Raw genomic sequence first — 13,731 nt, forward strand, 5'->3', positions numbered from 1 at the left:
TGAAAACTTGATTAAATCAATGTTCTCAGCCTGTTTTATTCAATTTAACTGTTAAAGTCGGGAGTTAATGCGAAAAAGCTGTCTTTTTTAATGTTTCAATGTATTGATACGCTTCGTCGATTTCCTCTGCGGAATAATTTTGCTTTCTTTTCAGTTCCGCCACTTTTTCTATGACTTCTTCTTTGGCAAGATCCTCAAAATACAGGACTGTTGATACAAGTTCAAGAAAGCGGGAACTCTGCTCATTCATATTGATCAGGCATTCTTTTAATTGGGGGATATCGATAGGTTCCGATTCAAAGAATTCGCACCCGGCAGAAGTGATGGTGTAGCGGTATTGGCTGTAACCGCCCTTATCTTCTTTCACCTCTTCAATAAATCCAAAATTGCATAATTCTTCAACCCGTAATGTCAACTCTTCCGAGTACGGGCCGTAAAAATGAAATTCAAACTTTTCCTGAAAGGGAAATTTCATTTTTTTTGCGATAAAGACCATTTTTTGCAGCTTTTTTCTTCCAGTGATTTCCCCTGCCAGAGCAAAGACACTCATTAGTTTTTGATGATCATGCAGCATAACTGTTGCTCAACCCCCGCTATCTATTTTTTCAATGGATAGGTTAAAATTTTTTCAGAATGGAAAGAATTTGTTGCTTTAGTCCCCGGTTACCCGAATCATCCAGCAGAATATCTTCCGGATAATACAGTTTATGATCCGTCCTTCTTTTTCCGGAAATGGCCTGAACGATCGCCGATTCCCTTGAAAGTTCGGAAAGCTCCCCGTTTGGCATCAATAAATGGATCGGAAGCCTCTCTTCTTCCTCTCCCGGTCGATAAAAATCATAAGGCAAATCAGACGAAGAATCAACAGCCAGATAATACTCGGGATCGATCCCTGCATCCCGGAATAATTCCTCAAGCTCCCTCAATGTCCTGTATTGCCCGGCAGGATCAAATTCCACATATTTAAACAGGTGGCGGTCCATAAATCTCCTGCACAAATCACGCAGAATAAGGTCCTCTTCCTCTTCCCACATATGGAAATAAAATAAAATCACCGGTTCATCCAGCTTTAAATAATCTTGAAGAGTCACGTTGCCTTCAAATAATGACCTGAAATGGTCAGGCTCTTTTTTAAAAGGATAATCAGCACGAAATAAAGCTTTTACACGCTGTAGGATTTTCGTTAAAATCACTTCCGCGCTGCGGGTGACGGGATGGAAATATACTTGCCAGTACATTTGGTAACGGCTCATGATATAATCTTCCACCGCATGCATGCCGCTCGATTTAAAAACGACATGATCCTCTTTTGGCCTCATGACACGCATGATCCGCTGCATATCGAAGTGGCCGTAGCTGACACCGGTAAAATAGGCGTCCCTCTGCAAATAATCCATCCGATCCGCATCAATCTGGCTGGAAATCAGGCTGACCACCAGCTTGTCATGATAAGTCTTGCTGATCACTTCAGCCACCCTTTGCGGAAAATCAGGGCTGACCGATCGAAGAACCCTATTCACTTCCGTATCTTCGAGGATAATTTTTTTTGTAAACTGCTCATGGTCAAGATCAAATACTTTTTCAAAGGAATGGGAAAACGGACCATGTCCCAAATCATGTAATAGCGCAGCACAAAGGGAAAGCATCCTCTCATTACCATTCCAATCAGGCTGCCCTTCAAACACTTCGTCGATGATCTGCCTGACAATCTCATACACGCCTAACGAATGGCTGAATCGGCTGTGCTCGGCTCCATGGAAAGTCAAATATGTTGTTCCCAGCTGTTTAATCCGTCGAAGCCGCTGAAATTCCCTCGTACCGATGAGATCCCAGATGAGCTTGTCTCTGACGTGGACATATCCATGGACAGGGTCTTTAAATACTTTTTCCTCACTTAATTTGATGCTGGAATCAATCATCAGCTTCCCTCTTCCTATCTATCATCTTTATATTATACCGGCTTTCCACGGTGAAAGAAAGAAAAGGTCCGGCCGTTTTTTACACCTGAAGAATCCATGATCACATGAAAAACTATCAATTTTTGCCATATTGGTATAAAAAATGATTGGTTTGTGCATCCTTTGATTAATGACTTTTAAAAAAAGGGAGTTGATTCATATGAAAACACGCCAGGATGCCTGGACAGAAGAAAATGATCTGCTGTTAGCTGAAACAGTACTGCGACATGTCCGCGAAGGCAGCACACAACTGAATGCATTTGAAGAAGTAGGTGACAGATTGAATCGGACCTCTGCAGCGTGCGGGTTCAGATGGAATGCAGTTGTTCGCCAGCAATATGAGAAGGCACTCGATTTAGCCAAGAAGCAACGCAAACAAAGACAGCGTCTGCTTGGAAAGGATCAAGGCGGAAAGAAAAAGCTACTTTATCAACCGCCGGTTCCGTCAATACAGGATATACAGGCTCCTATGCTAGAGAGCGGCAATGACAACGCAGAGCTGGAAATGCCTGCGGAAAACAGCAATGACAACCTTATGGCCGAATTCGCATCTGAAGCTGGTACACTATTACCTTCTTTCGCAGAGAGTCAGAATTCGACTGAACTAAACCTGGGGCAAGTCATCGCCTATCTTCAGCAGCTTCACAATTCACAATTTAATACGGACATCTTAAGAAGTGAGAATGAGAGATTGAAAAAAGAAGTAAATGATTTATTAGAAGAAAATAAACAACTGAAAGCAAAGATCGAAGAACTCGAGGACAGCTCTGAAACAATGCAGGAAGACTACGAGACACTAATGAAAATCTTGAACCGTGCAAGAAAGCTTGTACTGTTTGACGAAGAAGAGCGCCCGGCCTCCACATTTAAAATGGACCGGAATGGTAACTTGGAAAAATTGGCGGAGTGATAAGAAATGCGGATGGCGCCGTTTAGCGACGTACAGACTGGACGACTTCTGACGAGATAAAGGAAACACGGCGACGAAGGCAGGCTCAAGCAGCGACGTCCTGTCGCTTCGCCTGCACTAGGACGTCCTGTCCGTCGGAGCCGATGTTGACTTATCGTAGGAAAGCTACTACTTGGGATGACTTCGTGTGATACTTCATTGAGTTAACTTCGTGCAGCTTTGCGACGAGGTGAGCTTAACCTCATCGAATATGCTGCGCCGCAGGAGCACATTAGAAGGAGGAAGTCTGCTAGTCGCTGGCGCCTGTAGCTAGACATAAGAAATGCGGAAAACGGCTGCTTAGGGGCGCTGCCCGATGTTACAAGCGCCCTCAAAGCGCTTCAAATATAGAGGCCCCGGCATTTTATTTGAATGCCGGGCCTCACTATGCAAATACCCTTTTATTTCGTTCAATCATCCGCTCATAGTGGACCGGATATAGTTCCAGCTCATTTCCCTGAAGCTGGCTTGTATATATTTCACCGCTGACACCCTTCAGTACTTTTAAAAATCGAAGCACGGTTTCCTGGATGGTTAATTGTACTTTAAGCAATTCGGACAGCGAAGCCATCACTTCGGGATGCACTTCCGGGAAAACGACTCTATGAGAATCATGAAACCTGGCACGCTCATAAAACTCCCGGACCATTTCAGCCCGCTCCTGCCCGCTTCCGTTCACACAGAGATATACCTGGACTGCCACGCCTTTTCGTATCCGTCGCTGAGAAATTCCTGCAAACTTTTTACCGTTGATGCTCAAATCGTAGCTTCCGGGGCAATAGGACCCGGCAATTTCGCGTGCTTCTATATGGCAATTGAAATCCTCGAACATGAGCCGGACAAGTTCAAACATCGTGTCATAGCCCCGGTTAATGTCGATCCCCTTTTCCGTATCAGGAAAAATCAAGGATATATTGAGCACCCCTTCATCGAGCAGGACCGCAAGGCCGCCCGAGTTTCGGACAATCGAGTCCACTTTATTTTTTTCCAAAAAGTCCAGTCCGGACTGAAGTGCAGGCAATTTTGTATCTTGGATGCCCAGGACGACTGTCCGCAAATGAACCCATGTTCTCGCAACAGCAGGGGAGCAGCCGCTTCCGACCGATTGACAGAGCGTATCATCAATCGCAAAGGATTGAAGCGCATGAAATTGCGGATTGGGATTTGACTGATCAATGATCCGCCATTTCTCCTGATGTAAAAGTGATTGATTTTCGTCCATTGGCTGTTCCTCTTTTTCTCCAATTATTTCATCTGTATGGATTGCATGGCAGTTATGAGAGATAAATGATACACGTTTTCTTCGCTGCATCCCCGTGAAAGATCGTTCACAGGCGAATTCAATCCTTGCAGGATGGGCCCGACCGCTTCATACTCCCCTAATCGCTGTGCAATTTTATAGCCGATATTCCCTGCCTCCAGGCTGGGAAAAACAAAAACATTCGCATCCCCCTGTATGTCCGATTCCGGCGCCTTCTTTCGGGCGACAGATGGAACGAAAGCTGCGTCAAATTGAAATTCACCGTCAAGTATAAGGTCAGGGTCGATTTCCTTTGCCATTTTTACAGCATCCGATACCTTTTCGGTTTCTTCCGAAACTGCCGATCCTCTTGTAGAGAAGCTGAGCATGGCCACCCTCGGTTCGATATCAAACATTCGGGCAGTTTTGGCAGCTTCAATGGCTATTTCCGCCAAATCCTGGCTGTCCGGGGCAATATTAATGGCACAGTCGGCAAAAACATACTTCTCTTCCCCTTTTACCATCAAGAATGCACCGGATGTTTTACCGATTCCCTCTTTCATTTTAATAATTTGAAGTGCGGGCCGGACAGTGTCCGCAGTTGAATGTGCCGCTCCGCTTACAAGACCGTGTGCTTTGTTAAGGTATACAAGCATGGTTCCAAAATAATTCGGATCCAATAGAATTTCAGCTGCTTCTCCCTCTGTCACCTTTCCTTTTCTGCGCTCAACGAATGCCTGGATCATTTCATCCATTCCGATATAGACATCAGGATCATATATTTCCATTTTATCCAAAGAAACCTTTAAGTCACGAGCCCGGTCCTGAACAACTTCCATATTGCCGATTAAAACAGGCGTCAGCACATCTTCATCCGCAAGCCTTCCTGCTGCAGAAAGAACGCGGGAATCTGCCGATTCAGGAAAAACAATTTTCCGGTCCCACCCCGATACTTTTCTTTTCAGCTCATCAAACAAGTTATCCATACAGCCACCCCCGTTTTTCCAAGGCACAAATATTCTTATTGAAATTATCTCATATTTTATTGCCCGAGCCCAACGTTTACCTTTCGTGTCATATTTTTTAACAATTGGGTTGAAAAAGGAGGTTATGGATAAACTGTGCTATAGTAATAAAAGAATGAAATTGTATAGGAGTGATTGTTGTGAGTGAACCGGCACAAACACTGGATGGTTGGTATGCACTTCATGATTTCCGGACAATCAATTGGACGGCATGGAAAATGTTGACTGCTGATGAGCGGCAGGCAGCCATTCATGAATTCAAGCAATATCTGGCAAAGCTTGACGAAACCCAAGACAGAAAAGAGGGAAGCCATGCCCTTTATACGGTTGTCGGCCAAAAAGCTGACTTTATGTTGATGATTCTTCGTCCGACAATGCGGGAACTGAATGAACTCGAAAATGAATTCAACAAGCTGACAATTGCAGATTATACACTTCCAGCCTATTCATATGTATCCGTGGTGGAGTTGAGCAGCTATCTTGCCGGCGATTCCGATGAAGACCCATATGAAAATCAATATGTCCGTTCCCGTCTATATCCGATTCTTCCCAAAACGGAGTATGTATGCTTTTACCCGATGGATAAGCGTCGTGAAGGCAACGATAACTGGTACATGCTCTCAATGGAAGAACGGAAAGACCTCATGTACAGCCACGGAATGATCGGACGGCAATATGCGGGCAAAGTCAAACAGATCATCACCGGTTCCGTCGGATTCGATGATTACGAGTGGGGTGTGACCCTCTTTGCCGATGACGTACTCCAATTCAAAAAGCTTGTCTACGAAATGCGTTTTGATGAAGTCAGCGCCCGTTACGGCGAATTCGGAGAATTTTTCGTAGGCCATCTGTTGGAAGACAGTGGTATTGACCGGTTTTTACATGTGTAAGAAACACACATGATTTTACACTCACACCCCGGGATGAAAATTAATTTGTCCCGGGTTTCTCATTTTGTCCATTTACCCATACTGACTAATGCTATGGAGAGTAATTTTACGTGCGCTTTTGTGGTGGTTCTACCCTGTGTAAGAAACTGTTTGGAATTTGCCTTGTGTACACCCCGATGTCGACTCTTCGTTTGTTTGAGGATGATCACGTACAGAAAAATGCTGTTTGACCAAGCTTATTCCACTTTCCATAGACATTATTTTGGAGGTTATTTTTTTGGACATTTTATTAACACATTGTGCTGGATTGGATGTTCATCAAAAAGAGATTGTTGTCTGTGCCTTAACTAGCTCTGATGATGAAAGCATCCAAAAAGAAATCAAGACTTTTCCAACCCTAACCAAAAGCCTGTTTGAATTATTGAAATGGCTAGAGGAAAAGGAAATTACCCACATCGCCATGGAAAGTACGGGTATCTATTGGAAGCCTGTCTATAACATCCTGGAAGGCTATTTCGATATTACCTTGGCCAATGCCCAACGAATCAAAAACGTCCCTGGACGTAAAACAGACGTATCGGATGCAGAGTGGATTGCTAAACTTCTGCGTCATGGATTAATTGAGAAAAGCTTTGTTCCATCACAAGATCTTCGACAATTACGTGATTTAACCCGGCTTCGCAAAAAATGGATAGGGAACTTAACCGCCGAAAAAAACAGAATTTCAAAAGTACTTGAGGTATCCAACATAAAACTTGGGTCTGTAATTTCCGATATTTTCGGTGTTTCAGGACGTAGACTTTTAAATCAATTAGTCGAAAAAGGGTTTATTGACAGAAGTGATGTGGATGCCAATATTCACCATTCTTTACGAAAGAAGGCGGATACTATTTCTGAATCCCTTTTTGGAACACTAGATGAACATCAATTGTTTATGATTAAATGTTCCTGGAACCATATAGAGTTCCTAGAAAAATCAATTGATGACTTAGAGCAAAAAATTGAGACCCTTCTCCAGTCTTACCAAGAAGAAAAAGAAATTTTATTAACTATACCAGGAGTAAAAAAGCATACTGTTGCTTGTATTATTGCGGAAATCGGCACAGATATGAATCAATTTCCTTCATCTAGGCACTTAGCTTCGTGGGCAGGAGTATCCCCAGGAAATAACGAAAGTGCCGGTAAAAAAAAAGGAGCTAAAAATGTTCAAGGAAACCCACATATAAAATCTGCTCTTTGTGAAGTAGCCTGGGCTATTTCACGATCGAAAGATACATCCATGTCATCAGTATTCTGGGCCCTTTCCGCAAGACGAGGCAAGAAAAAAGCATTACAAGCAATCGCACACAAGGTTATAAGGATTATTTATACATTGTTAATAAATAAACAGCCCTTCTCTGAACCAAGATTAGCAGGGTAATTTCAAGCATAACTTTTTTCGGGGTATGATTTTTTAAAAAATCAAAAAACATACCCTTAATTTCCTATTGCCGTTTTTTGTAAATAGGCGTTTTTAGTGCTAATCCTCCCACCCAAAACCCAAGTTCCAGAATAGTTTTAAGCCGTAGTCTTGCCTTCTCCCCATTTTATTTTCACAGAAAACTTTCATGGTGACTCGTTCCTCGTTACCACCATCTACAATGAAAAGAGACCTCACCCATAGGGGAGTCTAAACCTATTGAACCTTTGACTATAATGATTCTTAACAATACAACCAGGCTGGTGCTTTTTTGGTGGACTTTTATTAAAGGTACCCTGTACAGAAAACTGGTTATGACAGCCTTGAAGAACCATCTAATGTGCCTAAGCACGTATACAAAATTTTTAGCAACATTTCTTCCTGTCATATGTATTGTTAATTATTTCAATGAGGTGATTCTACTATGGAGGCAATGATTGAACGGTGTGCAGGCCTAGATGTACACCAAGAGACAGTAGTAGCTTGTGCGTTATACGGACCCTTAGATAAAAAACCAAAAAAGGAAATTAAAACCTTTTCTACTTCAACCTCCGGGTTGTTGTCCTTAAATGATTGGTTAACATCTCTCCAGGTGACTGACATAGTCATGGAAAGCACGGGAGTTTATTGGAAACCAGTATGGAATATTTTAGAGAATGACTTCCAACTTATTCTTGCCAATGCCAAACATGTAAAAAATGTACCTGGGCGTAAAACGAATGTAAAAGATGCAGAATGGCTTGCCAAATTATTGCGAGCTGGACTAATTGAAAGTAACTTTGTTCCACCAGAAGATATTAGAGATTTACGAGATTTAACACGTTATCGAAAAAAGCTTATTCAATCCCGTACTTCAGAACGGAATCGAATTCACAAAATTCTCCAGGATGCCAATATCAAACTTACTTCCGTTTTAACAGATATCTTCGGTGTTTCAGGCCGACGTATTTTGGAAGCACTCATTAACGGTGAAAAAATCGAAATTAGTGATCTTCAACGAATGGTGGATGGCAGAACAAAAGCAAGCATATCAGATATCGCCGAAGCCCTTAATGGCCGAATCCGTCTTCACCATCGGGAAATGTTAAGCCTTCATTGGGACCATATTACGTATTTGGAAAAGTCAATCAGCAAGGTAGAAGCCCAGATTGATCAGTTACTTATTCCTTATCGCAAGGAAACCGAATTACTAGATACAATTCCCGGGGTGAACAAAGCTGCCGCCGCAACATTTATCGCTGAAATGGGAGTAGATATGTCAGTGTTTAAATCATCAAAGCATCTTGCCTCTTGGGCTGGTGTAAGTCCTGGAAATTACGAAAGTGCTGGTAAAAAAAACGAGCAAAATCACACATGGAAATAAAGCTTTAAGAACAATTGCCGTAGAATGCGCACTGGCTACCACAAGACAAAATAATCGCATCACGTCTCATCGAAAGAGAATTACTAAGCGACAGGGTAAAAAGAAAGCACAAGTTGCATCAGCACATTTAATTTTAACCATTGCTTACAATATATTAAAGACAGGAGAACCCTATCAGGAACTAGGACCTGATTATGTTCGCCAAAAGCAAAAGGATAAAGAATTAAAAATGATCGAATATCTTAAAAAGAAGGGGTATACAATCGCTTTATCAGGGCAGCAATCCGCTTAAGCTATCTCATTACTAAATAAAAACCATATATAGCCCTTTCAAAAAAAATTGGGGATAGAGGGCTTTATTAAGTATTGCCTTCTGCCAAGGAAGTTTTCATACAAAAAGCGCAAGCGCCCGTTTAGCGACGTACAAACTGGAGCATTCCGCAATGAGATAAAGGAAACACGGCGACGAAGGAGCCGATGTTGACTTATCGTAGGAGGAGGCGCGAAGTCTGCTAGTCGATAGGCGCTGGAGCTGGACATTTAACATCATTATATAAATACAATTTTTCGTTTTATTTAAATTTCTTTACTGGTAAGAAAAGTGAAAGTGCTCGTTTCTTAATCCCGATAAAATTTCGAATCCTCCTCAAGATCAGGAGGATTTTTTATTTTGCCTGCATGAGCATAACCCATTCTCCTTTCGCATAAACATGAAAAGTAGAGTGAACCTATTTTGGTCAAGTTCATTATCTGCGAAGGAGGAAATGTTTTGGCTAAAACAAATAATCCTAATCCACAGCAGCCAGCCGGCTTTTATCCGCAAGGCCAAATGCCATATGCGCAGCAAAATCCTTATTATGGAATGCAGCCCGCATATCCCGCTCCACCAATGCAGCCTCCTGCTGGGGTAGCTGGGTCAAAAGGCGGAATTAACGTACCCGGCATGCTGCCAATCGAAGAATCATATATCGAAAATATTCTTCGGTTAAACAAAGGAAAGCTTGTTGAAGTCTTTACAACATTTGAAAACAACAGAGAATGGAACGCGAAGATCTTCAAAGGGGTAATCGAAGCAGCAGGGCGTGACCACTTGATTCTAAGTGATCCACAAACAGGAAACAGATATTTGATTCCGATGGTTTATGTGGATTATGTAATTTTCAGCGAGCCAATAGATTATGAGTATCATTTTCCAGGTACCGTTGCGAGGTATGCTCCTCGTTAAGCATCCAGCCCCGAAAAAACCTCATTCCTATTCGGATGAGGTTTTTCCCGTTTATAAATGTTTTGCTGCAAATACAATCAACAACACCCAAGATACGAGGAATGCGACGCCCCCAAACGGCGTGATGGCCCCAAGCACTTTGACCCCCGACAATGTCAGCACATAGAGACTTCCGGAGAATAAAATAATTCCAATAAGCATCAGCCATCCGGACCAGCTCAGCAAGGACCCGGGAGATACATTTCCTGAAATAATTCCGATTGCAATCAACCCGAGAGCGTGGTACATCTGGTATTTGACCCCTGTTTCCCAGGTTTCCAGGTATTTCGGTTCAACCTTCCCTTCCAGCCCGTGAGCGCCAAACGCTCCAAGTGCGACTGCAAGGAATGCGTTGATTGCCCCAATGATGATAAACAGTTTCATCACAACACCCTCTTTTTTCTGTTAAAAATCAAAAATCGAATCGCCGCCATCGTGGCTTTCATAATGCTTCCCGATTGAGGGAGACAATTTTTCCGGTCCCTCCTCATGCTCCTTTAATAATTGCGGCTGCTCCTCCTGAATTTCTTTCCTTGTGTCCAATGTTAATTCTGCAAGCGCTTTGACTGCAAATAAATGGCCGCGTCTCTGTTCATGATCCTTGGATTCTTTTGCCTTTTTGAGTTCGGATTCCATCTTTGCGATAAGATCTTCATATGTAATATGCATGACGCAAGCTCCAGCCTTTCTTTTTCGTTTACTTCTAAACGCAAAATTAGCATAGTTCAATAAACATCATACCATCGTTAGGCTGAAATTACATTCCTGCTCTTTCAGCAGGTAAGATTATTCTCTCAATATCGATAGCTTCAGTTTAAAAGATGGACATACATTGGAACAATTCAACACATTGTCATCTCTCAGAGTCAAATTTTACGATATCCATTAAAATTAGATAATAGCGCCTTCAATCTGCAGCAATTGTTTTTTCATTTCGATCCCGCCCGCATATCCGGTCAGGGTTTTATTTTTGCCGATAACGCGGTGACAAGGGAAAAGCAATGGTAAGGGATTGAGCGCATTGGCATACCCTACCGCCCGTGCAGCTTTTGGCCTTCCGATGGAATCCGCAATTTCGGAATAGGATTTTGTTTGTCCATAGGGAATTGTTTGCAGCGCCTGCCATATCTGCTTTTGAAAAGGAGTGCCCACTAATTCGAACGGCAAGTTGAATTGCAGTCGATCTCCATTCAAATATTCCTGTATTTGGCGGCACACGGGCTTTCCTAACTCATTGCTTCTTTTCATGACGCGGCCAGCATAGTTGGAGTGCCAAAGGTCATCGGTTAACAGGATACGTTGAAGTGCACCGTCGTTTTCTTTAAAAATGAATCTCAGGCGACCGATTTTAGTATCGCATTCTTCATAAATCATATTTGGACATCCTTTCCATTTTCTTTGGAGTGAACCTTTTTCAAGTTTGATACGATCGTCTTGGTACCTATTCCATTGACGTACCCCAGATGTTTTTTACGCTATCATGAAAGGCGAATGGACAAAGAGTCACTTGCTAATTCGATTTTAATAAAAACATTTAAATCGGATACATCCAAATAATATAAAGCTGCCTTTCTATATTCTCTGGTTTCACTTCAAACATCACCTTTTGTTTTTGCGCAAGCAGCCTGAAATTCTCTAGGTGAAAGTCCAGTACAACGTTTAAACGCGTTATAAAAACTTGAAATACTTTGATATCCTATTTGAAAGCCAATATCCGTACTGCTCAATTTTGTTGTATTAAGCAATTCTTTGGCCTTTTGGATTCTTATTTTCTCTAAATACATACGGGGCGTATATCCGGTCCTGTTTTTAAATATCCGATTTAAATGGAAGCGGCTAACCCCCACCTCTTCTGCCAAAGTATTTAAATGTATGTTTTTCCAATACTTATTTTCAATGATTTCTTTAGTATCTTCTATTATCGATTCTAATGGATCATAACTTTGTAATTTCAGATCAGGCCGGCACCTCTTACAAGGACGATATCCTGCTTTTTGGGCTTCGACGGCATTTTTAAAAAATGATACATTTTTATACCTTGGGGTTTTGGACCTACAAGATGGCCTACAATAAATTCCTGTTGTCTTTATTGCATAAAAAAACTTCCCATCATATTCAGGGTTACATGTGACTGTCGCTTCCCACATGGCTGCTTCGGAAAGAACATTCGACGTTTTCATTTTTTAACACCTGCCCCGGAAAAATCTTTTATCAGAGATCATGTAAATAGCATACAAGGCGACAACTATTACCGGAACAAAAATATATAATTGGAAAAACGGCAAAACGAGTAAGCAAAGGATCAGTGATATTAATGAGCACCACCAAGGCAATGTTCTTTTTGTAAAAAGTTTGACCCCTGCTGCCATTGAAAAAATATATACAAATATCCCTAGTGAGGTCGGTATAAATAAAATATCATCAAAATTCACGGACAAGGATGCTGTAACTATGACTCCCGCTGTTGCAAAACTAATGACAAAAATCACCATGCGCCTGGGAATTTGTTTAGTTGATTGCAAGACCGAAAGTTTTTTTGGAAAAGCACCATCCCTACTTAATGAATATCCAAGGTGGGTCAAACTGGCTACAAATGCATTGGATGTTCCAATACAAACAATAAATGCCAGGATTGCTGTAACAATCTGCGCACCCACTCCTATTGAATTTCCCATTATGACGCCAATAGGAGAAAGGTTACTCTCAATACCGCCGTACATTGCGGTTCCTATCGTAACAAAGCTTAATGACAAAAACAGTATGCTTATAGTAAAAGCACTGATCATCGTGCTTCTTACAATATTTTTTTCCCGATCCTTGAAATGGTTGGCCAAATTACAAATAGCCTCCCATCCGAAAAAAGCCCAAAATATGACTGTTGCAGCTTTACCGATTGAGCACCATCCTTCCGGCATAAATGGAGTGAAATGTCTCCATCTTATAGCGGGAATTGACACTAATACTGCCATTATTAATAAAAGAAGTAAGCATGCGCTAATAATGAGGGCTACTTTACCACTTACTTCAACACCATTATAATTTGCTAGCCCTGCGATGATTAAAATAATTACTGCTATAAAGGTTCTCTCCGAATCTGAAAAGCCAAAGGCCTGGCTTACATAAAAAGCGCCCGTCAAAGATACAATGGTTTGCCCAATAGCGGCAGTCACAAAGTAGAACCACCCTATAATATTCCCAAAATGATACCCAAAGGAAAGCCGTACAAATGTTGCAGCACCCCCGGCGTCCGGGTACTCACGCGCCAAACAAGCAAATGAGTATGCCAGCGGAAAACTAATTAATATTACGATCAACCAAGATAGTAAGGATGCGGGGCCCGCTATAGAAGCGGTCACGCCAGATAAAAATAGAACACCCGAACCCAGAATGGCGGAAATATACAAAGCAACGCCTTCATATAATCCAATTGCTCTTTTTTCCATAACTCCCCCCTCTTTCATAACAACCTTATCAACGATGCAGAGGGGGATTCATCGTTTTTCTTGCGGTTTAATTAGTCGAGGTTTCAAATATCTTAATATTCCTTACCTAACTCAATTTCTACTCAACTATATTGGTTCAA

Annotated in this window: 13 protein-coding genes and 1 pseudogene; 5 read left to right on the top strand and 9 right to left on the bottom strand. The window is 41.9% G+C overall.

The window, feature by feature from the left end; translation table 11 throughout:
* Positions 1–64 precede the first annotated feature (64 nt).
* Both FS666_RS14715 and FS666_RS14720 read right to left on the bottom strand, forming a co-directional pair.
* Positions 65–574: a YwgA family protein gene (locus FS666_RS14715; RefSeq protein ID WP_144463654.1), complete on the bottom strand. Its 510-nt coding sequence runs from the start codon at positions 572–574 to the stop codon at positions 65–67.
* A 43-nt stretch (positions 575–617) separates the two neighbouring features.
* Positions 618–1,919, bottom strand: coding sequence for an HD domain-containing protein (locus FS666_RS14720; RefSeq protein WP_144463653.1), 1,302 nt, complete (start codon positions 1,917–1,919; stop codon positions 618–620).
* Positions 1,920–2,118: 199 nt separating this feature from the next.
* On the opposite strand from FS666_RS14720, the gene FS666_RS14725 reads away from it, so the two are divergent.
* Positions 2,119–2,868, top strand: a complete 750-nt coding sequence (locus FS666_RS14725; protein WP_120071633.1) for an RsfA family transcriptional regulator — start codon at positions 2,119–2,121, stop codon at positions 2,866–2,868.
* Between the two features lie 424 nt (positions 2,869–3,292).
* On the opposite strand, the gene lipL is transcribed toward FS666_RS14725, so the two are convergent.
* The gene (lipL, locus tag FS666_RS14730) at positions 3,293–4,129 is read right to left on the bottom strand and encodes an octanoyl-[GcvH]:protein N-octanoyltransferase (protein WP_144463652.1); all 837 of its coding nucleotides are present in this window, start codon (positions 4,127–4,129) and stop codon (positions 3,293–3,295) included.
* Positions 4,130–4,152: 23 nt separating this feature from the next.
* The gene (gene pta / locus FS666_RS14735) at positions 4,153–5,133 is read right to left on the bottom strand and encodes a phosphate acetyltransferase (protein WP_144463651.1); all 981 of its coding nucleotides are present in this window, start codon (positions 5,131–5,133) and stop codon (positions 4,153–4,155) included.
* Positions 5,134–5,312: 179 nt separating this feature from the next.
* Here pta and hemQ point away from each other — a divergent pair, with 179 nt between their 5' ends.
* The 4 genes and pseudogenes from hemQ to gerQ all read left to right on the top strand — a co-directional run bounded on the left by hemQ (position 5,313) and on the right by gerQ (position 10,109).
* The gene (gene hemQ, locus FS666_RS14740; RefSeq protein WP_144463650.1) at positions 5,313–6,062 is read left to right on the top strand and encodes a hydrogen peroxide-dependent heme synthase; all 750 of its coding nucleotides are present in this window, start codon (positions 5,313–5,315) and stop codon (positions 6,060–6,062) included.
* Between the two features lie 277 nt (positions 6,063–6,339).
* The gene (locus FS666_RS14745) at positions 6,340–7,482 is read left to right on the top strand and encodes an IS110 family RNA-guided transposase (RefSeq protein WP_144463649.1); all 1,143 of its coding nucleotides are present in this window, start codon (positions 6,340–6,342) and stop codon (positions 7,480–7,482) included.
* A gap of 463 nt (positions 7,483–7,945) precedes the next feature.
* Positions 7,946–9,176, top strand: a pseudogene (locus FS666_RS14750) (IS110 family RNA-guided transposase).
* 537 nt (positions 9,177–9,713) lie between these two features.
* Positions 9,714–10,109 (top strand): spore coat protein GerQ, encoded by a 396-nt coding sequence (gerQ, locus tag FS666_RS14755; RefSeq protein ID WP_144463451.1) that lies wholly within the window; start codon positions 9,714–9,716, stop codon positions 10,107–10,109.
* A 51-nt stretch (positions 10,110–10,160) separates the two neighbouring features.
* Here the strand turns inward: gerQ and FS666_RS14760 are convergent, their stop codons facing one another.
* The 5 genes from FS666_RS14760 to FS666_RS14780 form a co-directional block, all read right to left on the bottom strand.
* Positions 10,161–10,532, bottom strand: coding sequence for a DUF423 domain-containing protein (locus FS666_RS14760; protein WP_144463448.1), 372 nt, complete (start codon positions 10,530–10,532; stop codon positions 10,161–10,163).
* A gap of 21 nt (positions 10,533–10,553) precedes the next feature.
* Positions 10,554–10,817, bottom strand: coding sequence for a DUF5327 family protein (locus tag FS666_RS14765; RefSeq protein WP_144463447.1), 264 nt, complete (start codon positions 10,815–10,817; stop codon positions 10,554–10,556).
* A 222-nt stretch (positions 10,818–11,039) separates the two neighbouring features.
* A complete protein-coding gene (locus FS666_RS14770; RefSeq protein ID WP_222119376.1) occupies positions 11,040–11,522 on the bottom strand; it encodes a methylated-DNA--[protein]-cysteine S-methyltransferase in 483 nt (160 codons plus the stop codon).
* 218 nt (positions 11,523–11,740) lie between these two features.
* On the bottom strand, positions 11,741–12,328 hold the full coding sequence (locus FS666_RS14775) for a bifunctional transcriptional activator/DNA repair enzyme AdaA (RefSeq protein ID WP_244943927.1): 588 nt from the start codon (positions 12,326–12,328) through the stop codon (positions 11,741–11,743).
* Positions 12,329–12,331: 3 nt separating this feature from the next.
* Positions 12,332–13,591 (bottom strand): APC family permease, encoded by a 1,260-nt coding sequence (locus tag FS666_RS14780; protein WP_144463446.1) that lies wholly within the window; start codon positions 13,589–13,591, stop codon positions 12,332–12,334.
* Positions 13,592–13,731: the final 140 nt, after the last annotated feature.

The organism is Siminovitchia fortis, from assembly GCF_007681465.1.
GTDB classification, from domain to species: domain Bacteria; phylum Bacillota; class Bacilli; order Bacillales; family Bacillaceae_C; genus Siminovitchia; species Siminovitchia fortis.

Bases quoted from the DNA above. Each gene is read 5' to 3' on its own strand.
- FS666_RS14780 (WP_144463446.1), bottom strand. From the start codon at position 13,591: ATGGAAAAAAGAGCAATTGGATTATATGAAGGCGTTGCTTTGTATATT.
- FS666_RS14775 (WP_244943927.1), bottom strand. From the start codon at position 12,328: ATGAAAACGTCGAATGTTCTTTCCGAAGCAGCCATGTGGGAAGCGACA.
- FS666_RS14720 (WP_144463653.1), bottom strand. From the start codon at position 1,919: ATGATTGATTCCAGCATCAAATTAAGTGAGGAAAAAGTATTTAAAGAC.
- FS666_RS14760 (WP_144463448.1), bottom strand. From the start codon at position 10,532: ATGAAACTGTTTATCATCATTGGGGCAATCAACGCATTCCTTGCAGTC.
- FS666_RS14770 (WP_222119376.1), bottom strand. From the start codon at position 11,522: ATGATTTATGAAGAATGCGATACTAAAATCGGTCGCCTGAGATTCATT.
- FS666_RS14715 (WP_144463654.1), bottom strand. From the start codon at position 574: ATGCTGCATGATCATCAAAAACTAATGAGTGTCTTTGCTCTGGCAGGG.
- lipL (WP_144463652.1), bottom strand. From the start codon at position 4,129: ATGGACGAAAATCAATCACTTTTACATCAGGAGAAATGGCGGATCATT.
- pta (WP_144463651.1), bottom strand. From the start codon at position 5,133: ATGGATAACTTGTTTGATGAGCTGAAAAGAAAAGTATCGGGGTGGGAC.
- gerQ (WP_144463451.1), top strand. From the start codon at position 9,714: ATGCCATATGCGCAGCAAAATCCTTATTATGGAATGCAGCCCGCATAT.
- FS666_RS14725 (WP_120071633.1), top strand. From the start codon at position 2,119: ATGAAAACACGCCAGGATGCCTGGACAGAAGAAAATGATCTGCTGTTA.
- FS666_RS14765 (WP_144463447.1), bottom strand. From the start codon at position 10,817: ATGCATATTACATATGAAGATCTTATCGCAAAGATGGAATCCGAACTC.